Raw genomic sequence first — 22,444 nt, forward strand, 5'->3', positions numbered from 1 at the left:
ACAGCGGAAGGTGCTGGCGCGAAGCCCACACGGGCTTCGGCATGCGGACATGCCGATGCCCGGATGTGTTCCTATGCGGGGTGAGGCGATCATGACGGTATGAGGCGGGCCCGCCGTCCAGGTGTCGCCCCGCTACCCGCGATGCGGTAGTGGTACGTGTGTGAGGGAATGAAGCCGGCGCGCTCGTAGAGTTCACGAGCAGCTTCGTTGCCCGCCTCAACCTGAAGGTAGAGACGCTCCACGCCGTGGGTGACGGCCCAACGCGCCCCGGCACTCAGGATGGCCCGAGCGTACCCGCGCCGCCGGTGGGGCCTATCGGTGGCCATGCAGAAGACGCCGGCCCAGCCGGCCTCGGCCACGAACAAGCCCCTCGCGGCCACTTTGCCGTCAACGGCCAGACTGACATAGGCGGCCGGTCCCGGGACCCGTGGCAGCACCCGCTCGGCCACGATGCTGCTGTCGTCATGCCCGTCCAAGGCCACGTAGGCGGCGAGCCAATCCGCTGTCGCTACGGCGTCGATGTGCACGGCGCAGGCGTCTCCCATGGCGGCCGCCGCGACGACGTCGGCGGTGGCCGCAGTGAGCACCAGGGTGGGCGCAGCCAGGCGATATCCCCGCGCGGCCAGTACCGCGTCAAGCCCGGCGTGGTGATGTGCGGGCACGACCTGGACCAGCGCCGGCAGGCCGCGCGAGCGGTAGAACGACTCGACCGCCTCGAGCCCCTGGTGGAAATCGTCGCGTACGGCAAGCAGCGCGGCGGAGTTCGAGCGGCGGCTGGTGACGCCGGGAGTGTGACGCAGCAGCCAGCCGTCGCGGCTTGCGGTGTAGGTAGCCGGCCACGCCCTGGCAGCGAGGAGTTCGATTTCTTGCGCCGTGCCGTCCGTACCTTCGCCGTCTAGAACAGACGCTAGTGCGGTGATCAGGCTGGTAAGGACAGCGCGTTCGCTGTCGTCCTGCGGTTCGTACTCGGCAAGGCACAATCCGGCGATGGTGAACCGCGAGGCGAGGTCGCGAACGGCGGTGATGAGCTGTTCGAGGGTTAGACCGCCCGGCTCGGGCGTGCCGACGGCGCCGAACACCTCCGGGTCCAGCACGTCGAGGTCGATGTGGAGGTAGACGGTGCCAGCACCGGTGGCGGCGACCTCGTCCACCAGAACGGACGGATCGGCCAGCCCTGCCGCCGTGACGTGCCGAATCCGGTGCTCAGCCACGAATGCCACTTCCCCGGGATCGAGCGCGCGCACACCGGCCAGCACCACCTGGTCCGGCCGCAACGCCCTGGCCGGGGCCAGTTCGCGCGGGCCGTCGCCGAGCAAGGCCCGCAAGACCATGCCGTGGAACGCGCCGGACGGCGACGAGGCCGGGGTGTTGAGGTCGCCGTGTGCGTCGAACCACACCACGGCCAGCCGGTCGCCATGCGCGGCCAGGGCCGCCTCAATGGGGGCCAGGTCGACACTGCAGTCCCCGCCGACGGTCACAACTGCCCGCGCGTGCGCCTGAGCGTTGGCGTGGGCGGCGCGTACGGCGCTCAGGTTCGCCGCGAGCGTGTCGAGTGCGGCAACGCCGTCGCGGGGATCGGCCGGTTGGCTGTCCGTGTCGGCTCGCATCCGTTGCCCGGCGGGGAACAGCCTGGCCAGCGCGGAAGCGCCTTGCCGCAACCGGTACGCGCCACGTGACCCAGACCCCTGCCATTGCGGCACTTCCAGGACTGCGATGCCCAGCACCTCACACCCGCCCTCTGCATAATCAATCATCGGAGCGCATATTGTTACACGAGTGTCGCCGGCACCAGACACGGTGCCCGACGAGGCCGCCGACCGGAAGAGTCTGCGCAGTGAGCGGATATCTGCGGTGGTGATCGCGCCGAAGCACGTCGGTGACAGACTTCGCTCTGCCCTCAGCCCCCGCCTCGCAAGCGGTGCGTACGTTCGCTGGTCTAGGGTCCCTGGGGTGGTCAGGAGCGCGCAGGACGTTGTGGGCGTAATCGAGTCGGACCCGGGAGCAATGAGAGTCCTCCGGGCCATGGCCGACCTTGGATTACCGGACTGGTGGATCGGTGCCGGCTTCGTACGCAACCGCGTCTGGGACGCGATCAGCAACCTCCCGGCCCCGCCGGAGCGCGACGTGGATGTCGCCTACTTCGACCCGGAAAAGCTGGACCCACGCGAGGACGCACGCGCCGAAGCCCAAGCCATGGTGGCCCTGCCTGGGGTGCCGTGGGAGATTCGTAATCAAGCACGGATGCATCTGCGCAATGGCGATGAGCCCTACACGTCCGCCCTGGACGCGATATCGCGCTGGCCCGAAACGGCAACATGCGTCGCGGTTACTCTGCGGGGTGACTCTGTTCGCCTGGTGTCCTGCCATGGGCTGGCTGACCTTGTGGGAATGGTTGTCCGCCCGTCTCCCGCCTTCAACAACGCAGCGGGCCGCGCAAAGGTACGGCGTCGCGTGGAGGCCAAGGGATGGCTCGACCGATGGGCCGGACTGCGGCTGGAGATCTAGCGCTTCACGCTAAGCGAAGGAAGGGTGGCCCGACAGGACGTCCTCTTTTCGGCTAGGCCCGCACCGTGAGCCCCGAACGGTCACGTAGCCCTCCGTAGCGCGCGGATCGTGGCAGATCAGTTAACGTGATCATGAGTCGACCCGGACGGCCTTGAAAGTAAGCGAACATTCACTTACTTTTGCGGCCATGGGAAGCTCCGCGAGGCAAGGGACTCCACGACGGATAGGACGTCCGCCGGCCGCCGAGGCCCGCGACACCCGCGCGGCGGTGCTGGATGCCGCGCTGACGCTGTTCGCACGTCATGGCTATGCCGGCACGTCGGTTCGAACGATCGCGGGCGCCGTCGGCCTGAGCGACGCCGCGCTCTACCGCCATTTTCCGAGCAAGCAGGCGATCTTCGATGAGGTGCTGCAGCAGGCCGGTGCAGGCCTGCTGACCAGCACGCTGTCCGGAACCGATATCACGCTTGCCGAGCACGACCCGCCAGCATTCCTGCGCGCGGTCGCCGAGGCACTGATTCGGGCCTGGGATGAGCCGCAGGCCCGGCAGATCGCCAGCGTCATCGCGCGGGCGCTCGGCGACACCCACATCGAGATCATCACCGCCACCACGCGGGTCCGGGGCCAACTGGCCGTGCTGTTCGGACGCTGGATGGACCAGGGGCACATCGTCCCGGCTCGGGGCACACCGGACCAGTTGGCCTGGGAGTTGTTCGCGCCGAGCGCCTACGTGCGGCTGCTGTACCTGCACGCCGAGGCCGACGCCGCCACCCGCCTCGCCGGTCACGAACTCGTCCGCCGCCATCTGGAGTTCTTCATCGACACCGTATTCAACGTGGCGTAGCGAGGAATCCCGGTCTCTTCAGGGCCGGGGGGAATCGCGTCACGAGCCCGGAGGTTTCTGGTTTTCGATGTACTTGTGGATGGCGGTGAGGGGTGGCCAAGGCCAACCGCCCCAACCAGTCCACCTTCCGATGCGCGTCGTGCGGCTTCGCTGAGCACGCCGACGTGAACGCAGCCCGCAACATCGCCACACGCGGTGCCACGGACTGGGCAGCCGCCAGCCTGCCAAACGCGGCGTGACCGATGCACCCAGCACCGAACACGATCTGCAAGCTCGACCGCTTCAAGGCCGAGAAGCTGACAGCCACTGATGACCAGGAGGCTCAATGAAGGTGCTGATCTTCGGCGCGTCCGGATCGACCGGCCGACAACTGGTCGATGCCGCCGTCGGGTGCCGCCACACCGTCACGGCGTTCGTACGCAACCCAGCGACATTCCACAACGACCATGGAATCAATGTCGTCCTCGGCGACGTTGCCGACTGCCATGCCGTCGCCCAGGCAATGCCCGGCCACGCCGCCGTGCTCTGCGTGCTAGGCGCCGCAACCCCGCTGCGCCGCGATCCGACCCTCGTCGCGGGCGTGCGGCACATGACCGAGGCGATGCTCGACGCTGGCGTGCGCCGGCTGGTGTACCTGTCGTTTCTTGGCGTTCCCGCAGGACGCCACCAACTCAGCGCACTCGGACGCTACGTGGTAGCACCTGTCCTGCTGCGCAACGTCGCTGCCGACCACGCAGCGAAAGAAGAGATTATTCGGCGCAGCGGGCTGGACTGGACGATTGTTCGTCCACCACGCCTGACCGACGGGCCCGAGACCGGGGCCTATCGGCGCGGAGAGTCCATCCACGCCAGCCAGATCGTGCCACGGATCTCGCGCGCCGACGTCGCGCACTTCATGCTCACGCAACTCGACGACCCAACCTACCTCCACCGGGCGCCGGCGGTGATGCCCTAACTTGCCGAGCAACCCGTACTCACCTCGGCAGATCCGCTCGTTGTGGTCGCTATGTTCCCGAGGACACCTCCGCTGGCCTCGATTGGTCGTAACTACGACGCGCTGTCCTCGGCACGAGCGGATGCCTAACCGGTCACCAGCCGTGACGCTGCAGGGCGCGGATCGCGGCTACAGATGCGGACGTTGGATCTCCACAGACTGTCGGATGCTGTTGGTACGCTTCCCCAACGGCGATGAATGCCAGCACGCCCGGAGCGGCATGAGAGTGCGTTCCTATGAGCGCCCGAGCGCCCGTCGGCCAGCCGGGGTCATCCGTCCTTCGGCCTCGAGGCGGTCAGCAATGGCAAGGTTGCGTTGCGATGTCGTGCCACGCGTCCGTCGGGGTGTGAACCTTTGTAGGTACGAGGCTCGGTCGTACGCGCGCCGAGTGCTCTCGCTCCAACCGAACGCGATGCCGGCCTCCAGAACGTCATGGAAGCTGACCGACGGCCGATTGTTGCTTGCCTTCTGCAGTTGGACCCAGACCCCAGGGTGGCTGTGGTGATGATCGGCCAGCCACGACCAGAGTTCACCAGCCGAGGCGAACGCAATGATGTCGAGGTCGTCGGTCACCTTGGCGACTCTAGCGGCCACCTCTGACAGTCGACCGCCAGCGGCAGTGAGCGTGCGCGACGGTGCAGCGCTGTCAAGCCCATGCAACGATCATCGAGTTCTCGTATGTGCGTGATGGTCGCGGGTTTGGCAGACTGCTGCGTCGCCTGCCCTGTCGGACAAATGAGGTGCTGACGATGCTTGACGAAGGTGTCCAGCCCAACGAGACCACCGTGCCGATGCTGCCCTGTGTGGCACCGGAGGAAACCCTGGCCTTCTGGCGCGCCCTGGGCTTCGCCGTGACCTACGAACAGACGAAGCCCTACCTATACCTGGCGTTCCGGTGGCGCGGATTCGAGCTGCACTACGGGCGGGCGTCCAGCAACCTGGACCCGTCGGAGAACACCGGCGGGTGCCTGGTAATGGTTGATACGGTCGCGCCGTACCATGCAGCGTTCACCGAGGCGATGCGCCACACATACGGAAAGGTGCTTGCCAAAGGGCTACCTCGGATAACGCGGTACCGGCCCGGCGCCTCACGGTTCACCGTCACGGACCCGTCGGGAAACTCGATCATCTTCATCCAGCGGGACGAGCCGACGGAGTTGGAGTACGGCGGCTCCAAGCAGCTCCAAGGGCTTGCCCGGGTCCTGGACAACGCGCGGATCCTGCGCGAGTTCAAGAACGACGACCGGGCCGCCTTCCGAGCCCTGAACTCGGGACTGCGCCGCCACGGCGACGGCGCACCGGCCGTGCAGCAGGCAGTGGCGCTGGCCGTGCTCATCGAGCTGTCGACGGCGCTGGAGGAGTCGGAACGGGTACCGGATTGGGGCACCAGGCTTCGGGAACTCAGCCTGAGCATGGAGGAGCGTCGTCAGGTCGAGTCCGCGGTTGCCGACCCCACGCTGCTCGAGCGGTGGATGCCCGCCACGGCCTGACGCACCGGCCGCCCTGTGACGCCGATGAGGAGGACGCCACAGCGTCATAGCAGCACGACCGCGTCACGTTCGTCTGTTGGCGTTCGCAACGTACGCGGTGGATTTCGCTGGTCCGTCGGTGTCGGCCGCATCAGGGACTCGACGGATGCACTGTCATCGGCTACATCCGGAAGCCGAGCCGTACGCGCGGCGACTACCGTGCGTGACGCGCGATCGGCGGTATGGGCGTGTGGGTTGGAGCTCGTCGGTTCTCAGATTCGGTGAACGGCGCCGGGCGTTTGAATAGCCGAAGCAGGCGGGCGGCGACTTCGCTGTCACCTTGGATGGTGACGTCGGCGGCGTGCAGTGGCGCGCCGCCGAAGGTGAGCGAGCGGAGCACGGTGACGCTGGTTTCGATCACCAGGTTGGGATCGGCAGCGTTGGCGCGCGTCACGTCGAGCCGTCCATTGTCGACAGTGACGAGCAGGATGTCGCCGTCGAGACGAAGTTGACACCGCACGTTGAAGTCGCGCGCCGCGGTCGGGTCGAAGGTGGTTTTCATCGCGAGGGCCAGCGCGTCAACGCTCAGCTCTGCTGACGAAGCCAGCGGGCTCCGACTGCCCCACCTGGCCAGCTGCAGCAGAGCGGGCTCGAGGTCCCGTCCCCATTCGGTCAGCTCGTAGGCCCAAGCGCTCGTCGGCGGGCCGAGATGCCGCCGGCATATCACCTGCGTCTCCTCCAGCTCAACAAGTCGGGAGGTGAGCATGCTCTGGCTAGCGCCGGGCAGGCCGCGCCGCAAGTCGGTGAAGCGCTTCGGCCCGAGCAGCAACTCGCGGACGACCAACAATGCCCACCGGTCGCCGACCAGGTTGAGCGCCCGGGCCAGACCGCAGGGATCGTCATATGCTCGCGCCACCCGCTCAGCGTATCGCTATCACACTACGCGGTGCTAAATTCGCACCATGGCGACGTACGTTCTGATCCCTGGCGCCGGCGGCGCCGCCTGGTACTGGCACCGCCTGGTCCCCCAACTGCATCAGCGCGGCCACGACGCGATCGCCGTCGACCTGCCAGCCGGAGACGACAGCGCGGGACTGCAGGAGTACGCAGACACGGTCGTTGACGCGGCAGGTCAACGGAAAGACCTGGTGGTAGTGGCCCAGTCGATGGGCGGCCTGACCGCGCCGCTGGTCTGTAGTCGGCTGCCGGTCTCACGCCTGGTCCTGGTCAACGCGATGATCCCGGCGCCCGGTGAGAGCGGCCACGATTGGTGGACCAACACCGGCCAGGACCAGGCCCGCCGTGAGTGCGACCTGCGCGAGGGCCGCTCCCCGGATGGGCCGTTCGATCCGCTGGTGTACTTCTTCCACGACGTACCAGCGGACATCACCAAGGAGGCCATGACGGGCGAGCCACCGCAGTCAGGAACGCCTTTCGAGCAGCCCTGGCCGCTGGACGTGTGGCCAGATGTACCAACCGAGGTCCTAAGCAGCCGAGAGGACCGACTGTTCCCGGTCGAGTTCCAGATCCGGACAGCCCAGCATCGCCTTGGCGTCACGCCCAAGACCCTGCCCGGCGGCCATCTGGTGGCCCTCAGCCAGCCCGAGGCATTGGCCGCCGCATTGGATCGGTGAGCTACAGCATCCGCTCATCGGCTTCTTATCTACCGAGCATCGTCTTGATTGACCGAGTGCGACGCTGCGTGACACACGGTCAGCGGCAGAACAGCATGCTCGTCTGTCGCTATTCGGCGTATACCTCCGGGATGGCATCCTTAATCCGCTGCACGGTCTCAGCGACGTCCAGACCAGTTGTGTCGATGCCGATGTATCGGTAGTCGGCATCGGTCGCCTGTCGGATGCTTCGATCTTCCGGGATCAGGTCGACCATGTCGCGCCACTGCTGCGTCGTTTGCTTCGCTCGGGTGATCCGCCGATGGTCGCGCACGTCCTTGTCAACCAGAAGCTCTGCCAGGAACACCGACGAGGGTCGTGTCAACAGCTGTCGGAACGCCAGGTAGTCGGGGTAGCTGCGGAGAAAGCTGCCGGCGACAACGTTGACGTATCCGGCGGCCCAGAAGTTTTCTACAAGGCCAGCGACGTTGCGACGAAGCAGGGCGAAGAACTGGTAGTTCATCGGGCACGGGTTGGTTTGACCGATGTCCTCGGCGTCGATGCGGGCGCTGCAGGGGGTATGAGGTAGCAGCGCACGAATGACGGTCGACTTGCCGGCGCCTTCCTCGCCGGTCACGAGGACGAGACGATGTCCCCGGGGGGAGGAGGGTGGCCGGCCCATAACAGACATCTGTTGAGTATGGCGGTTGCCGTGAGAGGCCAAGTCACATGCACTGTCATCGACAGATCCGCGCGCCCCGGAACGACCGACGGCCACGATCGCCCAGGTCTACGCCCTGGTCGACGCGATGCCTGCTCGGTTCTCAGCGCTCGTCGTGGTCGCGGCGCTCTCGGGTCTGCGGTGGGGCGAGCTGGTCGCACCGCCAGTTCGGAAGGACGAAGATCACGGCCGCCACGCACCTGGTGGGCCAGATCAGCCGCACGAAGTGCGTGACCGTTCGTGTCCCCTGGTGACCGTCCGGGGCGCCGGCTACTGGCACGTGCTCGGCACGGCGACGAACGATAATGAGACGGTGATCTCAATCGAATCTGCCCGACAGGTCGCCGAACAGTTCCTGGATGCTGAGGTCAGAGGGTTTCAGTTTTCCGGTGGTTGTCGTGGACTACGTCGTCGAGTCCCGTCGTGGTGGACAAGCGAACGGGCCAAGCGGGCGTCATGATCCCTGGCGATGGGGGACAGGGCTGATCGAGAGCGGATCTCCTCGTCGGGCAGTCGTAGACCGTCCAGCCTCCCCGGGCGGGGCGCCCTATCGGACGAGTCTCAATGGCGGTTGTCAAGCGTCGGCGGCGACGCCGGGAGCGGCCTGGGGTTTAGAAGAAGATCATGGCTGGCTGGTCAGATAGCTACGCGCATGGTCAACCCGTCCGCCGTTGTCGAGCAGTGTCGGAGTCTGGGGAAGGACTTGGCTGTACGGATGGCTGAACAGCCAACGCCCACCGCTTCCGGCCAGTAGGGGCACGACCAGGGCGGTTGCGTCGTTCAATCTGACTTGGGGGCGAAGGGGTGGTGGCGGGGTTGCCGTAGCTCTCGGTCCGCCATGCAGAGATAGTTCCAAGCGGCCCCTGTCACCGATCCCAGATCTGGAAGCGCGTTGCCCCACTTCGGCGAGCGGTCGCCGACGTGCTCGAGGTAGCGCTGATAGATCGCCAACTCGCGGTACTGCGGGTCGTGCCGCCAGAGGGCATACGGCTGCTCGCGCAGCCAGTCGCATGCCGCGTCACCCTCGGCGATCAGATCTTCGGTCGGCGGCAGCGCCTGCAGAGGCTCGTCGCTTTGCGGGTCGCCGTACTGCTTGAGGTACGCCAGGTATCCGTCCTCGTCACGAGGATGGGTGAGATGGACGGCGAGAACGGCGACTGGTACGGCGAGTACGCCAGCCACGGCTACGGCCAGTCCCAACATGACCCGCAGGCGCTTCCTCACGCGGCAATATTAGATCGAGACGTGCCTCTGTACAGGCCTGTGACACGGGACTGCGCGGGGCCGTCGGGCGGTCGTCAGACCATCCAGTCTCCCCGGACGGGAACAAGGTGGAGCGCCCTACCGGACGAACGACCTGGTCCCCGTCCGGGGAGACTGGTAGCCCTTGTGGTGCGGAACCGTCGGATTGGCGTGGTGCCGCAAGAAGCAGGTCAGTTGCCTGCTGGGGCGCACTCACATGCGCAGAAGGTGACGCTCGGCACCCGCACCCACGTCGCATACGACGATGAATGCCCCACCGGCAGCTGCAGACCGGTGGCGAGGAGATGTTCGGCCACCGGCAACCGGTGCCTCCACCAAACGAGGCTGCGCAAGACCAGCCCGGTGAGCGACCTGGCGCATCCACGTCCGCCGCCGCGGCCCCCAACCCGCCGGCACCACCAACCGCACATCCCGAACCGGGCCGCCAGCCACCCGCTCCGCCTCACCGGCGACCCGGCGCAGCGTCGCAGCCATCGCCTCCACCGCATCGACGCGGGCGCCGTCGACGGCGAGTTGGTCATCGGCCGGGCGACGCGGATTCGGAATGAACCGGCCCGGCTGGTCCGCGGCCGCCTGCCACGCCCGCCGCCCCGTCCACACCTCCCCGTCCGCAGACAGGTAGACACCGCTGGGCAGGTGCGGCGTCCCGTCGAAGGGCAGCGGAGACCAGCTGCCATCAGGTCAGGCCAGGACGGCACCAGTGCTAGCCGTGCCGCAGTCGATCGCCAGCCGTGCCTCCCCCCGCCCGCATACGTATGGTCAAACATGAGGATCAACCTCACGTCATCCCGCAGCTACACGCAGGAACGGAGGCCGGGGACGTGAATTCTTCCTCCCACCGGAAACCGTGCAGGGCATTCCTGCCTGCAACAACCGCGCAGAGGCGATCGACGCTTATGCCCGGCCATGCGGCGAGTCACTCGGCCGAGCGGGCCTGCCGACCGCGCAGCGTGCGGATCCACCCTTGAGCGGTGTGCCTAGGCACGTTGTAGTGGTCGGCAACAGCCGCGGCGCTGCCAGCCTGCTGGTAGACCGACTCGAGATCGTCCGGCGACCGCCGGTACACGCGACCCTTGGGCGCCCCACCCTTCGGGGTTTGCCTCCTGGCCTTCCGCCCCGAGGTCGTGGCCTTGGCGCCGGTCGCGGCTTTCCGCCCAGCGGCCCGGGCCGTGCCGGCCGTCGAGGCATTCACCCGTGTCGTCTGCTTCGGAACTGCGACTTCGGCCGCCTCGCCCTTCTCGGGGATAGTCGTCGCCGGCTCATCAACAGGGGGCGTGGTGGCGCCGACAGCCTGGGTTGCCTCCGTGCCGGCGGCGGACTCCTCATCGTCATCGGCTAGATGTGCCGAATCGGCAGGGTCGTCGGCCGCGGTAGCTGGTGGCACGGCTATCGCCTGCTGCCCGCCGACGGCAGGGGTGACCGCCTTCAGCAGCAGATCCAGATCGACCGCGGGAATCTGTCCCGCAGTCAACCCGTCCCCCTCCCCAGCGCGTACCAGCAATTCGACAATCCGCGCGGTCGTGCCCTCCAACTCGACCGTCAGTGTCGTGGTCGCTCGACTCGGATCGTCCGCGGCGATGGTGATCGTGTAGGTGCTCATGGCTTACCTCCAACGCAAAGCAGGGCCCTGTCTCCGTCCGCTCGGTCCACCCGGGAAACGTGACAGGGGACTTCGGCTTTCCCCGATGCAGTCATCGGGGACCAGAAGGAAAGGTATCGCATGCCCGTGAGCAGCGATCCAACCCCTCATTCCGAATGCCCGGCATGGCCTCGACACCGTCGCTCCGCGGCCGCGTGGCACATTCGTCTTCGAGGAAACAATGAGTCTCTCGACCACCCCGATGCCTCCCGAAGCACAAGCTGTTGCGAGAAGATGGACGCAAGCCGCAATGGCATGCGGGCCTGCCGACCGGGACCGCGCCGAGGCCGCCGCTCGTCTCGCCTACCGCGCGGCCGGGCATCCCGAACCTTCCCGCCTCATCTGGAGTCCCTCACCTTCCGCGGCAATCGACCAGGTACGACGTCTCATCGACGATGGACACACAGCGCTGGTCAAGCCGGTCCGGCGCGGAAGCCTCAACCGATCGCTTTCGGCGGCCCGCACCCCGATCTGGCAGCAGACCAGCGACCGCGACCAGTTCCGGGCCCTCGGGGACTTCCACGAGTTCTTCGAATGGAAGGGCTACTACGGCGAACAGCGCTACGACGGCGTCGAAGCACGCTACGACCTGATGGAGCGGCCCTACCGCTGCAACCCGGTCACCGAGCCAGAACGGGCCGCACTCAACCCGGTACTGCGCGCCGTCCGGAAGGTCTACGACCTGGTGCACTGCCCGATCTGGGCCACTCTCGATCGGCGAGCGACCGAGCTCTACACCATGCAGCCGGCCTGGTGCTGGGACGACGAACACGGTTTCGTCGACCAGGACGATGAGGGGCATGCTGTCGTCCGCTACAGCCTCGGTCACGACGACCGGTTCTTCGAGCCCGCCTGGAACTACTTCCCCGACTGGATCCTGCTCGCCACCATCGACACCTACCCGGCCCTGCTCGGCACCGCACCTGGCCGGGCATGGGAAGGGTGCAGAGAGGTGGCGTTGACGGCCGGGCAGTGGTGGCCGTTCGAGGACGTCGCCGTCATGGGCGAGCGGCCCAGCGTCCTGCGCGTCAACGCGCAGGGCCAACTGCACGCCGACGACGAACCTGCTGTCCTCTGGCCGGATGGCAGCCAGGTGTGGGCGCAAGAAGGGGCTGTAATCGAGACACGCTGACCATCAACGTGCAACAGCGGGGCGCTGGTGGGTGTGGGCGCCGAGGCGAGTCTGGCCGGGGCAACGGCAGGCCTTCTCACCATCCATCCCGATCGACCGCTTGGTCGCGGCTGGCTGCACGATTTGCTCGCGCCGGTGGCGATGGCGGAATGGGATCGGCGATGGACTGCCCAGGTCCGCGGGTGCCACAACACGAGGCGGCGGTCGGTTGCGTTGATCGCGGTTCGTGCCGTCCTGGGCCCGGTCGCCTGCGCCGCGATCTCCCCTGGCCATCTCCTCCCGGCCGGGGCGCCTGAGAGCGACGTCGCGACTCTTGATCAACGGGGGGAAAGTCCGTCATGATCGGTCTCCGCTCAATGTCTCTTAACAAGGATGTGCACATGATCCTCCAGCTTGGACGGTCCGTCCGCAGGGTGTCGACCCTCGCCGCCGCGAGCGTCGGCATGGTCCTGCTGATGTCCAACCCGGCGTTCGCGTCGTACAATGACGGCTTCGCCGCGACCACTACCAACTCATGCGGGTCGGCCATCTTTGTCGACTACGGCGAGGGGGCTGCTGGCGGCGGCAGCAACGACGACTACGTCCTGATCCGCGACAACTGCTCCGACAGCCACGGGGTCCGGGCCTGGGCCTGGGTCACGGAGCACACCTCGGCCGGCGACCTGACCTACAGCCTCGGGTCGAAGTACAACGGCAACGGGGTTGCGGGCGCGGACGTCGTCTGGGACCCGTTCATCGACGGCAACGTGCGGCCGGGCGACACGGTGAAGCTGAAGGTCTGCCTGGTCGACGGCAGCGGCGACACCACCGGCTCGTACTGCGGCTCGGCCAGCCACACCAGCGTGGACGGCTGACCACCCGTACCAACACCGGAACCGCCCCGACTCCTTGTCGTGCCCGGGACACCCATTGGGCGGCGGTGGCGAATGCGACCCGATGTCCGGCCTGGCAGGCCCGGATCCCGAGGCCGATGGACAGGTGGGTTTTGCCGGTGCCGGGCGGGCCGAGGAGCACATGTTCTCCCGGCCGGTGCTGAAGTCGAGGGTGCCCAGGTGGGCGATCGTCTCCCGCTTGAGAGAGCGTTGGTGGTCGAAGTCGAACTCCTCCAGGCTCTTGCGGGCCTCGGGGCCGCCTCGGATGGCGTCGGACGTGGTAGCACGCGAGGTGCCTTCGGGGCACACGGGGGTAAATGTCTAGATATCCCACGTTCCTAACGTGTCAAGCGGCTGCTGGCGCTTGCGTGCTGGAAGCCGGCCAGGCGACTGCCTCGTTGTAGGTCTGCTGGTGACGTAGGCAGCCGTGGAGGATGCCGACGAGTCGGTTGGCCAGTGCGCGAAGTGCCTGGTGATGGGTTTTTCCCCGGGCGCGGTGGACGTCGTAGTAGGACCGGGCGCCGGGTGAGGCTTTGAGCGCGGCAAACGCCTGTAGATATAGGGCGTTGCGGAGGTGGTTGTTGGCCACGGGACGGGCAAGTACCAGACGGCGGGTGCCGGAAGCACGAGTGATCGGGCTGGTTGCGGCGTAGTTGCGGCGGGCCTTGACGTCGGCGTAACGGTGTGGGTCATCGCCGAACTCGGCGAGCAGCCGGGCGGCGAGGACGGGTCCCAGGCCGGGCTGGGAGAGCAGGAGTTCGGCGTCCGGATGCTGGTCAAGATGGGTGGTCAGCTCGCCTTCGAGGGCCTCGATTTGGCGTGACAGTTCAGTCAGGATCCGCACCATTGCGGTGACGGTATGCCCGAACGCGGTCTCGACGGCGGGTAGCGCGGCTAGGTGCTCGGTGCGCAGTTCGGTCTGGATCTGCTCTGCCCGGAGGTCGATGTAGCGCTGCCGTCCTGCGCGCCGTAGTGCTGTGGCAATCTTCGTTCGCGACAAGGACCGCCCGCCGGTGGGCGTCGGGGCGATGCTCAGCACGGCGAGGGCGTCTCGGTCGGTGAGCTTGTCGAACGCGACGAGGGCCGCGGGATAGAACTCGCGCAACGTCGAGCGCAGCGCGTTGGCCTGGCGCTGCCGTGACCAGATCAGGTTCTGATGCCCCCGCGTGAGGACTTTGACCGCCTCGGCGAGGTCGCTGTCTCCCGCAATCGGCCGGTGTTGGTGCCGGTCGGTACGCACCAGATCCGCCAGGACCTTCGCGTCGCCGGCGTCGCTCTTGGCCCCCGACGTCACGTGCCGCTCCCGATAGCGGGCCACCGACAACGGGTTGATTGCGTAGACCTGGTACCCGGCCGCGATCAATGCCTGCACCCACGGGCCGCGGTCCGTCTCGATGCCGACAACCACGTCGGCCGGCTTGCCGTCCTCGAGCAAGTCGGCGACCAAGGCGTGCAAGGCGGCAATCCCGGCCACCCCTTCGGACAACCGACGGCGCACCAGCCTGCGTCCGCCCTCGTCCTGGACCTCCACGTCGTGGTGCGCCTCTGCCCAGTCATCACCGATGAACAGCACGTAACTCCTCCGCTCCCACGAGCCGACCGTCGCCCGAGGCCGCAAGGAGGACTACGCACGAACTAATGGATCAGTGCTCAACGGCACGACATCCCACCGGTCGTCTTGCCTCCTCGCCAACCAGGGGCGGCACGCTCTAGACATAGACCTCGAAGGACAGTCCCACCGAGTGCTCGACCCCTGGCGGCTCGGACCCAACCCGTCTATCACGACGGGCGGTTGGATCCCATTAGTCCCACCACATGCTTGACGAATCCGTCCTAACTAATGTTTGACGGTTGGCCTAGGTTCCGTGCTGCGTGGGGCCGGGCCATGGGTGCTGGGCCAGGCTGCTCGGCAGCGGTGCGGGGCAAGTCCGTGTAGGGGTCTGGGTGACAATCTCGCGCATGAACGCCTCTGACGTCGTAGCGGTCGATCTCACTTCGGACGAGCGGTTCCTGGTGCGGCGAGGGTTGGCCGAGTGGGGTGGACCCGCGCATTCCACGGATGATCTCGCCCGAGTTATGGGCTTCCAGGACCAGGTGGACCTCTACCACGGCGAGGGTCGCAGGTTGGGAGAGGCACTGGACCGCGGGGAGCCGTTGTCGAGGGCGCAGCGGCGAAAGCTGTTGTTCTCCACTGAGATCGTCTTCGCGAGTGACGTGGTGGGTTCTGGCTGTGACTGGTCGATCACCACTGGCCTTTCTGACGAGGAGACGATCAAGTTGCTGCGGGTGGTGCAGCGAAAGGTGGCCCGCGCACTACGGATGCCTTAGAGCCTGGTAAATAAGGGTTTCAGGTGTGTTGGTGACGGGCGAGGCGTCGGGCCATGACGATGATCATGGCCCATTGGACCATCGCGGCGTGGTGTTCAAGGAGCCGTTCGTAGTCGCGGACGGTGCGCCGGCACCGGTTGATCCACGAGAAGGTCCGTTCGACCGCCCATCTGCGGTGTAGGACCACGAAGGTGGTCTGCCCGGCGAGTTTGGCGACGATCCGCACGGTCAGGGCGAGGTGGGTGGCGGCCCAGTCGACGAGCCTGCCGGCGTAGCCGCTGTCGGCCCAGACCAGGCGGATGCCGGGGAAGCAGGCGTGCAACGCCTGGAGGAGGGGGCGGGCGCCGTCGCGGTCCTGGGCGTTGGCGCCGGTGATCAGGATCGCGAGGAGCAGGCCGCAGGTGTCCACGGCGATGTGCCGTTTACGGCCGTTGACCTTCTTCCCCGCGTCGTAGCCGCGGCTGGCCCGCCCGACGGTCTCCGCGCCGCGTACCGACTGGGAGTCGACCAGCGCGGCCGTCGGCTGCCGGTCGCGGTCCTCGACCTGGGCGCGGACCTGTTCCCGCAGGCTGTTGTGCATGCGGTGCAGCGTTCCGTTCGCGGTCCAGGTCTTGAAGTAGTGGTAGACCAGCTTGTGGTGGGGGAAGTCGGCCGGTAGCGCGTCCCACTGGCAGCCGGTGCGGTCGAGGTAGCGGATCGCGTCCACGATGTCGCGGCGGGGGTAGACGATCGGCCGGCCACGTCCGGTGCCGGCCGGGACGTACGGGGCGAGCACAGCCCACTCGGCGTCGCTGGTGCCGGACGGGTAGTGCCGTGGCCGGGCGGTGGGCAGGTGAGCATCGAGGGTGGCCGGGGCGGTGGATGCGGCGACACCGGCGACAAGGTATACAGACAGGGTTGGGCCTTCGGTCGTGCTGGTTTAGTCGCCTCTGCTCGTACCGGAGGCCCTTCCTCATGTCACGCCACCACGCTGACACCACCGCCGCAGCCGATCTTCACCGCGCACCACCCGACGGCTGAAACCCTTATTTACCAGGCTCTCAGGCATCGGCGGCCACTTTGCGGGATCGGCTGGCTTTGAGGTTGCGGACGGGCTGGTCGGTGCTGCGCCGGACCGTGCGGATGCCGTCGTTGCAGGCGATGGTCAGTTCGGTGTCGGTGACGTGGATGGTGACGGTCTTGCCGGCTTGGGCGCGGCCGAGGGCGACTTTCTGCCCGACGACCATGACGACGCCGCTGTTGGATGCCCGCCGCTGCACCTGGACAGGTCCGGCCGCAGGTTGCGGGGGTGGGCCGGCGGATCGCGCGCCTCGCAGGCGGGCCACCTCGGCGGGGTGAGCGGGTTGGGTCGGGTGCGCAGCGGCTGGCGGGTGTCGAGGTTGGGGTCAACGTCTCGGTCGGTTCCATGCTGCGGACGAAGGTGCCGGGCGGGGGTTGGACGATCACGAGCCCTTCCGACCGGAGTAGGGAGATGGCCTGCCGGACGCTTGTCCGGCTGAGTCCATGCTCTTGAGCCAGTCGCAGCTCGCTGGGCAGCGACGCGCCGGGCGCGAGGTCGCCGGACGTGATCCGGTTGCGCAGTAGGTCGGCGAGCTGCCGAAACACTGCGCGGTCCGCGCTGGGGTCGATCCTCAACCGCTGGACGGCGGATCACTGCAGGCGCACCAGTAACGTCGGGTGGGTGCCCGAGGCCGGCTGGTCCCGGGCACCCACCGATGCCACGATGCGCCGATATTGTCCCTGCCCGATCTGGGCGGGCACGGTCGGTACGGGAGAGGACACTTGGTGCCCCGACGCCTGACCCGCCTCGAAACCGAGGTGCTTGTCTTTCGCCGCATGATCCTGCTGCTGGACGACGAGGGCGACTACGACGTGTCCGAAGAGGACTGACTGTCGGTCGCCCCGAACTGCATCATGGCGATCAGCGCCGGTGCCACCGACCATTACGCGAGCGTGACCATCGAGATCTGGGACGGCCCGCCCCCCGTGCTCGACGGGTGGGAGATCGGCAAGGCCGGACGGGTCCGGCTGGACAGCGGCTATCTGCAGATCCAGCCGACCGACACACATGTTCTCCGGATCGGCCCACCAGGCCAGTACGAGGTGCGGGCATTCAGCAACGGCCGGTCCCGCATTGCCGCCTTGACGCCGCGAGCTGGCGTTGAGGAACTGCGTGGAGTGGAGTCGTTCCTGTTCCAGTTCTGGTCGACGGGGCTGTCCGACTGAACGACGCGTGGTGTATGCCACCGAGCCGCGCAGCTGCACGCCAGCAAGAGCCCGGCGCGGGTCTGCGGGTTCCGGATCAGGCAGCAGGCCGGTCTGACCGCGTGCCCAGTTGTTGTGGTCAGACCACCTCTGTTCGAGTCAGGCGGCGGCGCGTACGTCGTCGGCGGGGGCCTGGCTGACGAGGGTGAGTCCGTCGGGTAGCGCGGGTAGGCGGGCGAGGTCGCCAGCGGCGGACACGCCGGGCACGGTGGCCTGAGCGAACTCATCGACGCGCACATAGCCGTCGGGCAGTAGTTCGGCGCCGAGCTGGGCGCGTGACCCGATCGTGGGCCGGGTCGTAGCCGTCCAGGTGCAGCCAGCGCGCCGCCCGTAGCCCGGTCAGTGGGGTCGACGTCGAGCCACCGGTGGAGCAGCCGCAGGTGAGGGGCGAGTGCGCGCCGAAGCCGTGCCGGTACGGGAACGGGTTCGCGCCGCAAAAGGCCGAGTTCGCGCGCATCGTCGTCCAGGATGTACATGCAGCCGTCCAGAGGGGTCACGACGTTTGGTCATCTCCAAGCGGCACCGTCGTTGATTCTTCTTCGTCGGGTGGTCGCGCCGGGGCCGCGGACAAGATAAATTAGTGCCTATCTATCTATGTCCTGGGACGTGGGAGCGCCCATGCTCAACAAAAGCAGAATTGCTGGGAGATCCTTGGTGGCGACCGCGGCGGCTGCGGCGCTCGTGGCGGTGGGGTCCGCGGTGCCCGCACCGGCGGGCGCGGCGGCCACCAGGGCGCAGTTGGCGCTGCGCTGGGCGCCGATCCACTACCAGGACGTCGACGTCACCGGCAGCCATGCGCTCGGTGGCAAGTCCGACTACATCACCAAGATCGACTTCGACGGCGACCTCAACGGGCGCAACAACTGGGACCGCGCCGGCCAGACGGGCGTCTCGTTCGCCGCACACGCCTACTACTCCGTGCTGGAGACGAGCACGCACTGGTACATCACGTACCTGTTCTTCCACCCCCGGGACTGGACGGACAACTTTTTCGACACCGAACACGAGAACGACGGCGAGGGCGTGCTTCTCGCGATTCAGCGGGACGGATCCACGTACGGGTTGCTGCGCTCCGCGGTCACCGTGGCGCACACGAACTTCTTCTCGTACACCCCGTCTGGGAGCACCTGGACGAGCGGCCGGGAAAGCGTCGACGGCACCCTGCAACTTCAGGCGTCGCCGCACGACGCGTTCCTGCACCCGGTGACCGCACAGGAGGCGAAGGGGCACGGACTGAAGGCGTACCCGCAGTACAACATCGTCGGCGACGGCATCGTGTACTACCCGTCGACTGTGGCGGAGACGCCGAGCAGCGGCGACGACCGCGACGTGCGGTACAAGCTCATCGACATCTTCGCCAGTGACGGCCTGTGGGCGCAGCGGGTCAACACCAGCCTGTTCGCGAACCTCGGTACCTTCGCCGGTGACGACTCCGGCGACTGTGGCGTGGGTACGCTCGACTGCTCGATCAACTCGGCCAACGCGCCGTGGGGCTGGGACGACGGCGACGACCTGCCCGCCCGGGGCCAGATCGCCACCGATCCGGCGAAGCTGTCCGTCGAGTACTTCACGATCCCGGGCGTCCTGTCTCGGACGTACACCTACAACCCGTACGCCGGCGCGGCGGCGGCCCTGGCGGCCGCGGCGAAGACGGCGCCTCCCGTCGTCGACTGACGCGTCGCGGAGCCGGCTGTGCCCGGCCGCAAGCGGCCGGGACAGCGCCGACAAATGAGCCGGTCGCACGCACCACGTCGCCCAGAAGCGTGGGTGGATCTGCCGCACGATGCAGCAGGCGCGGGGCCGATGAAAGCCCGGCCATCCTCGCCCAACTCGTGCGGGTCGCCGGGATCCGCTGGACCGTCGAAGAGAGCTTTCAGGCCGCCAAGGGCCAGGTCGGCCTGGACTAGCACCAGGTCCGCCGATGGGACTCCTGGCACCGGCTCACCACCTCGCCCTGGCCGCCCTCGCCGTCCTGGTGATCTGCGCCGCTGGCGCCGGTGGCACAGCTCACGACGGCAGGGACACCGCGCTGATCAAGCTGACGATCAACGAAGTCCGCCGCCTGATCACATAGATCACGGGAATGCCCAACGATCTGGCTTGGCACCAGATCATCGCACGCCAACCACCGTGACGAGGTTTGGGAACCCCGCAGGTGTCCGGAACGGCTTCGCGGACCGCGGGCCTTCGATCAATTCTTGGGGGCGTTCCCTGTCAGCGCCGCGGCTCTTCGGGGGCGCCGGTTCGCCGGTTGTGGTGGTCCAACAGCCTGGATAGCAGCTCGGTCAACCGTTGTCGCTCCTCGGGTGACAGCGGAGCCAGCAGTTCGTCCTGGGTTTCGGCCAGACGCTTCTCCAATCGCCGCAGCTGCCGCTTGCCTGCGGCGGTCAGCGAGATGATGTTGCGCCGCCGATCGGAGGGGTCCGGGGCGCGCTCGACCAGTTTGCGATCGGCGAGCTCGTTGATCGTCGCGACCATGTCGCTGAGGTGGATGCCGCTACGGCGGCCCAGCGCGGCCTGGCTGGCCGGGCCGAACTCCTCAAGCGTCGCCAGCAGGCGGTAATGGTAGCCGCGGGCGCCGACGGACGAGAACCCCTCGACCACCAGGCGGTGCGCGTGGCCGGCGGTCTGGGTGAGCAGCCAGCTGGGCAGCCGCTCCCAACTGGCGGGCATCTTCTCGGGCGGGTTCTTCATGTGACAAGTCTAACGAACCGTTCGGAGCACGAATGATCGTGATACCGTTCGGAACCCAAACGTTAGTCGTCCGAACATTCGGCTGCCGAATGGATCCCCTGGAGGCAAGACCATGATCAAGCCGTTCCGCATCGACATCCCCCAGGCCGACCTCGACGACCTGACCGACCGGCTCGCCCGCACCCGCTGGCCCAACGAAGTCGCCGACGCCGGATGGGACTACGGCTTCCCGCTGGCGCGGCTCAAGGAACTAGCCGAATACTGGCGCACCGGCTACGACTGGCGCGAACACGAGACCAGACTCAACGAGCTTCCGCACTTCACCACCAAGATCGACGGACAGACCATCCACTTCGTCCACGTCCGGTCCTCGAAACCGGACGCGCTCGCGCTGATCCTCACCCACGGCTGGCCCGGTTCGTTCCTGGAGTTCCTCGACGTGATCGAGCCGCTGTCGCGCGACTTCCACCTGGTGATTCCGTCCATCCCCGGCTTCGGGTTCTCCGGGCCGACCCACGAGCGCGGCTGGGACGCCGTCTGGGTCGCCCGGGCCTGGGCCGAGCTCATGCGCCGCCTAGGGTACGAGCGCTACGGCGCGCAGGGCGGCGACTTCGGCGCGGGCATCTCCACGGCGCTCGGCGCGGTCGCGCCCGAGCAGGTCGTCGGAGTGCACGTCAACTACCTGCCGACCCGGCCGGACCCCGACGTCGAGGTGTCCGAGGCGGATGAGGCCCGACTGGACAAGGTCAGGCAGCTGATGGCGAACCGCCCGCCGTACCAGGCTCTGCAGGCGCTCACCCCGCAGACCATCGGCTACGCGCTGACCGACTCCCCGGTCGGCCAACTGGTCTGGATCGCCGAGCGATTCGCGCAGTGGACCGACCCCACCACACCGGTCAGCGACGAGCGGATGCTCACCAACATCTCGCTGTACTGGCTGACCGCCACCGCGGCCTCCTCAGGCCGGTTCCACCACGACGCCCCACGGGGGAGCCAACAGTCGTGCCCGGTGCCGCTCGGCGTGGACATCCGGGACTTCTTCCTCACCCACATCAAATGACACGAACGTTAGCTAGTCGAACTATTTCCGGAGGCCATCATGACCAGCACCGAAACCCTGATCCGCGCACTCGCCGACCGCGCCGAACTTGCCGACCTGGTCGCCCGCCACAGCTTGTGGATCGACGAAGGACGCTACGACGAGACCGACCAGCTCTTCACCGAGGATGTCATCGTCAAGTCCCCGCGCGGGGAGGCCCACGGCATCGAGGCGCTCATCAACCTCGCGCACTCGGGCCACGACACGTACGTCCGCACCCTGCACAGCAAGTCCAACCTCGTCATCGAGGTCGACGGAGAGACCGCCACGGTGCGGGCCCACGACATCGCCGTGTTCGTCATCGACGACAAGACCGAGGCCGTCGCGGCCGGGTTCCACCGCTACGGGGCGCGCCGCACCGAGAACGGCTGGCGCTTCGACCGCCTCGTAATCACCCCGGTCGCACTGACCAAAGCCATCGGCCGGGCCCTCTAGAAGACACTGCTGGCCGTCAACTCCCGGTCATCCCGGGAGTTCGCGGCCAACGGGCCCTTCGCCTTCGCCGAGTCCAGAGCCTCCAGGTCCCACCTGGGCGAGATCGTGAAGCACTTCGGGAGACAACTGACAGCCGACGAGGCCGACGCTGTCGAGGCCTTCCTGACCCGCCTGGTAGACAACAACCTCGACCCACAGCGCGCCCGTCACCGCAACTGCCGGGTTAGCGAAACCCGACGGATCGCAGGGCAGGGCTGGCCTGCTTCGCAGCGACGGGCCCCCCGCCACCTGCGTGACATCGCCGTCTCAGCCTCATCGGCGACGACCGCAACAGAAGGGCAGCGGTGAGCGGTTCGAGCGTCACCGTGATAGCCACCAGGATGTGATAGCGCTGCTCGGGCGAGTTCCGTGCTCGCCAGAGCGGAATCCGGTCCGCGTGTGATCGCCGGCGTAGGGGTGCCGCTCGTGTACCGGCAGTTGGTTGCAGTATTCGACGGCCCGTTTGATTTCGTCGATGTTGGAGAAGTCGATCATCGGGTCGATGCCCTGGGAGAACAGGTTCAGCCCGAGT

26 protein-coding genes and 2 pseudogenes are annotated in these 22,444 nt (G+C 67.3%); 14 read left to right on the plus strand and 14 right to left on the minus strand.

Annotated features, from left to right (window positions below):
* Positions 1-89: 89 nt before the first annotated feature.
* The gene (locus tag ACY34I_RS36730) at positions 90-1,754 is read right to left on the minus strand and encodes a GNAT family N-acetyltransferase (RefSeq protein ID WP_462759755.1); all 1,665 of its coding nucleotides are present in this window, start codon (positions 1,752-1,754) and stop codon (positions 90-92) included.
* A 268-nt stretch (positions 1,755-2,022) separates the two neighbouring features.
* Here ACY34I_RS36730 and ACY34I_RS36735 point away from each other — a divergent pair, with 268 nt between their 5' ends.
* From ACY34I_RS36735 to ACY34I_RS36750, 4 genes are all read left to right on the plus strand, one after another.
* On the plus strand, positions 2,023-2,505 hold the full coding sequence (locus ACY34I_RS36735; protein ID WP_462759756.1) for a nucleotidyltransferase family protein: 483 nt from the start codon (positions 2,023-2,025) through the stop codon (positions 2,503-2,505).
* A gap of 268 nt (positions 2,506-2,773) precedes the next feature.
* Positions 2,774-3,349 (plus strand): TetR/AcrR family transcriptional regulator, encoded by a 576-nt coding sequence (locus ACY34I_RS36740; RefSeq protein ID WP_462759757.1) that lies wholly within the window; start codon positions 2,774-2,776, stop codon positions 3,347-3,349.
* A gap of 92 nt (positions 3,350-3,441) precedes the next feature.
* Entirely contained in the window at positions 3,442-3,588 is a 147-nt protein-coding gene (locus ACY34I_RS36745) for a zinc ribbon domain-containing protein (protein ID WP_462759758.1), read from the plus strand.
* Between the two features lie 86 nt (positions 3,589-3,674).
* Complete coding sequence (locus ACY34I_RS36750) at positions 3,675-4,304, plus strand: NAD(P)-dependent oxidoreductase (protein WP_462759759.1); 630 nt, start codon at positions 3,675-3,677, stop codon at positions 4,302-4,304.
* Between the two features lie 273 nt (positions 4,305-4,577).
* Here the strand turns inward: ACY34I_RS36750 and ACY34I_RS36755 are convergent, their stop codons facing one another.
* Positions 4,578-4,916 carry a YdeI/OmpD-associated family protein gene (locus ACY34I_RS36755; RefSeq protein WP_462759760.1) on the minus strand — a complete coding sequence of 113 codons (339 nt, stop codon included), beginning with the start codon at positions 4,914-4,916 and terminating at the stop codon, positions 4,578-4,580.
* Positions 4,917-5,092: 176 nt separating this feature from the next.
* Between ACY34I_RS36755 and ACY34I_RS36760 the strand changes: the two genes are divergently transcribed.
* Positions 5,093-5,833 carry a VOC family protein gene (locus ACY34I_RS36760; RefSeq protein ID WP_462759761.1) on the plus strand — a complete coding sequence of 247 codons (741 nt, stop codon included), beginning with the start codon at positions 5,093-5,095 and terminating at the stop codon, positions 5,831-5,833.
* Between the two features lie 193 nt (positions 5,834-6,026).
* On the opposite strand, the gene ACY34I_RS36765 is transcribed toward ACY34I_RS36760, so the two are convergent.
* Positions 6,027-6,728 carry a winged helix-turn-helix transcriptional regulator gene (locus tag ACY34I_RS36765; protein ID WP_462759762.1) on the minus strand — a complete coding sequence of 234 codons (702 nt, stop codon included), beginning with the start codon at positions 6,726-6,728 and terminating at the stop codon, positions 6,027-6,029.
* Positions 6,729-6,774: 46 nt separating this feature from the next.
* On the opposite strand from ACY34I_RS36765, the gene ACY34I_RS36770 reads away from it, so the two are divergent.
* Positions 6,775-7,446: an alpha/beta fold hydrolase gene (locus tag ACY34I_RS36770; RefSeq protein ID WP_462759763.1), complete on the plus strand. Its 672-nt coding sequence runs from the start codon at positions 6,775-6,777 to the stop codon at positions 7,444-7,446.
* A 109-nt stretch (positions 7,447-7,555) separates the two neighbouring features.
* Here ACY34I_RS36770 and ACY34I_RS36775 read toward each other — a convergent pair whose 3' ends face one another.
* The 3 genes from ACY34I_RS36775 to ACY34I_RS36785 all read right to left on the minus strand — a co-directional run bounded on the left by ACY34I_RS36775 (position 7,556) and on the right by ACY34I_RS36785 (position 11,009).
* The gene (locus ACY34I_RS36775) at positions 7,556-8,062 is read right to left on the minus strand and encodes a hypothetical protein (RefSeq protein WP_462759764.1); all 507 of its coding nucleotides are present in this window, start codon (positions 8,060-8,062) and stop codon (positions 7,556-7,558) included.
* Positions 8,063-8,926: 864 nt separating this feature from the next.
* On the minus strand, positions 8,927-9,370 hold the full coding sequence (locus tag ACY34I_RS36780) for a hypothetical protein (protein WP_462759765.1): 444 nt from the start codon (positions 9,368-9,370) through the stop codon (positions 8,927-8,929).
* Between the two features lie 955 nt (positions 9,371-10,325).
* The gene (locus ACY34I_RS36785) at positions 10,326-11,009 is read right to left on the minus strand and encodes a hypothetical protein (protein ID WP_462759766.1); all 684 of its coding nucleotides are present in this window, start codon (positions 11,007-11,009) and stop codon (positions 10,326-10,328) included.
* A 289-nt stretch (positions 11,010-11,298) separates the two neighbouring features.
* On the opposite strand from ACY34I_RS36785, the gene ACY34I_RS36790 reads away from it, so the two are divergent.
* A complete protein-coding gene (locus ACY34I_RS36790) occupies positions 11,299-12,180 on the plus strand; it encodes a DUF6745 domain-containing protein (protein WP_462759767.1) in 882 nt (293 codons plus the stop codon).
* A gap of 380 nt (positions 12,181-12,560) precedes the next feature.
* On the plus strand, positions 12,561-13,034 hold the full coding sequence (locus ACY34I_RS36795) for a hypothetical protein (RefSeq protein ID WP_462759768.1): 474 nt from the start codon (positions 12,561-12,563) through the stop codon (positions 13,032-13,034).
* Positions 13,035-13,104: 70 nt separating this feature from the next.
* On the opposite strand, the pseudogene ACY34I_RS36800 reads toward ACY34I_RS36795, so the two are convergent.
* Positions 13,105-13,202 (minus strand): annotated as a pseudogene (locus ACY34I_RS36800) (ATP-binding protein); the annotation flags it as partial.
* A gap of 196 nt (positions 13,203-13,398) precedes the next feature.
* On the minus strand, positions 13,399-14,625 hold the full coding sequence (locus tag ACY34I_RS36805) for an IS110 family RNA-guided transposase (protein ID WP_462759769.1): 1,227 nt from the start codon (positions 14,623-14,625) through the stop codon (positions 13,399-13,401).
* Positions 14,626-15,011: 386 nt separating this feature from the next.
* On the opposite strand from ACY34I_RS36805, the gene ACY34I_RS36810 reads away from it, so the two are divergent.
* Positions 15,012-15,380, plus strand: coding sequence for a hypothetical protein (locus tag ACY34I_RS36810; protein WP_462759770.1), 369 nt, complete (start codon positions 15,012-15,014; stop codon positions 15,378-15,380).
* A gap of 19 nt (positions 15,381-15,399) precedes the next feature.
* Here the strand turns inward: ACY34I_RS36810 and ACY34I_RS36815 are convergent, their stop codons facing one another.
* The 3 genes and pseudogenes from ACY34I_RS36815 to ACY34I_RS36825 form a co-directional block, all read right to left on the minus strand.
* Positions 15,400-16,275: an IS5 family transposase gene (locus ACY34I_RS36815; RefSeq protein WP_462759777.1), complete on the minus strand. Its 876-nt coding sequence runs from the start codon at positions 16,273-16,275 to the stop codon at positions 15,400-15,402.
* Between the two features lie 145 nt (positions 16,276-16,420).
* Positions 16,421-16,606, minus strand: a complete 186-nt coding sequence (locus tag ACY34I_RS36820) for a hypothetical protein (protein WP_462759779.1) — start codon at positions 16,604-16,606, stop codon at positions 16,421-16,423.
* Positions 16,607-16,853: 247 nt separating this feature from the next.
* Positions 16,854-16,985 (minus strand): annotated as a pseudogene (locus ACY34I_RS36825) (GntR family transcriptional regulator); the annotation flags it as partial.
* Positions 16,986-17,333: 348 nt separating this feature from the next.
* Here ACY34I_RS36825 and ACY34I_RS36830 point away from each other — a divergent pair.
* Complete coding sequence (locus tag ACY34I_RS36830) at positions 17,334-17,606, plus strand: hypothetical protein (RefSeq protein ID WP_462759771.1); 273 nt, start codon at positions 17,334-17,336, stop codon at positions 17,604-17,606.
* Positions 17,607-17,744: 138 nt separating this feature from the next.
* Here the strand turns inward: ACY34I_RS36830 and ACY34I_RS36835 are convergent, their stop codons facing one another.
* The gene (locus ACY34I_RS36835) at positions 17,745-17,930 is read right to left on the minus strand and encodes a hypothetical protein (protein WP_462759778.1); all 186 of its coding nucleotides are present in this window, start codon (positions 17,928-17,930) and stop codon (positions 17,745-17,747) included.
* Between the two features lie 369 nt (positions 17,931-18,299).
* Between ACY34I_RS36835 and ACY34I_RS36840 the strand changes: the two genes are divergently transcribed.
* Both ACY34I_RS36840 and ACY34I_RS36845 read left to right on the plus strand, forming a co-directional pair.
* Positions 18,300-19,319 carry a hypothetical protein gene (locus tag ACY34I_RS36840; protein WP_462759772.1) on the plus strand — a complete coding sequence of 340 codons (1,020 nt, stop codon included), beginning with the start codon at positions 18,300-18,302 and terminating at the stop codon, positions 19,317-19,319.
* 247 nt (positions 19,320-19,566) lie between these two features.
* Positions 19,567-19,719 (plus strand): hypothetical protein, encoded by a 153-nt coding sequence (locus ACY34I_RS36845; RefSeq protein WP_462759773.1) that lies wholly within the window; start codon positions 19,567-19,569, stop codon positions 19,717-19,719.
* Positions 19,720-19,859: 140 nt separating this feature from the next.
* Here the strand turns inward: ACY34I_RS36845 and ACY34I_RS36850 are convergent, their stop codons facing one another.
* A complete protein-coding gene (locus ACY34I_RS36850; protein WP_462759774.1) occupies positions 19,860-20,339 on the minus strand; it encodes a MarR family winged helix-turn-helix transcriptional regulator in 480 nt (159 codons plus the stop codon).
* Between the two features lie 112 nt (positions 20,340-20,451).
* Between ACY34I_RS36850 and ACY34I_RS36855 the strand changes: the two genes are divergently transcribed.
* Both ACY34I_RS36855 and ACY34I_RS36860 read left to right on the plus strand, forming a co-directional pair.
* Positions 20,452-21,399, plus strand: coding sequence for an epoxide hydrolase family protein (locus tag ACY34I_RS36855; RefSeq protein WP_462759775.1), 948 nt, complete (start codon positions 20,452-20,454; stop codon positions 21,397-21,399).
* A 39-nt stretch (positions 21,400-21,438) separates the two neighbouring features.
* Positions 21,439-21,873, plus strand: a complete 435-nt coding sequence (locus ACY34I_RS36860) for a nuclear transport factor 2 family protein (RefSeq protein ID WP_462759776.1) — start codon at positions 21,439-21,441, stop codon at positions 21,871-21,873.
* 360 nt (positions 21,874-22,233) lie between these two features.
* Here the strand turns inward: ACY34I_RS36860 and ACY34I_RS36865 are convergent.
* A partial coding sequence (locus tag ACY34I_RS36865) for a hypothetical protein (RefSeq protein ID WP_462759780.1) occupies positions 22,234-22,444 on the minus strand: 211 nt, incomplete at its 5' end.

The organism is Micromonospora sp. RTBAU3-60 (genome assembly GCF_054963695.1).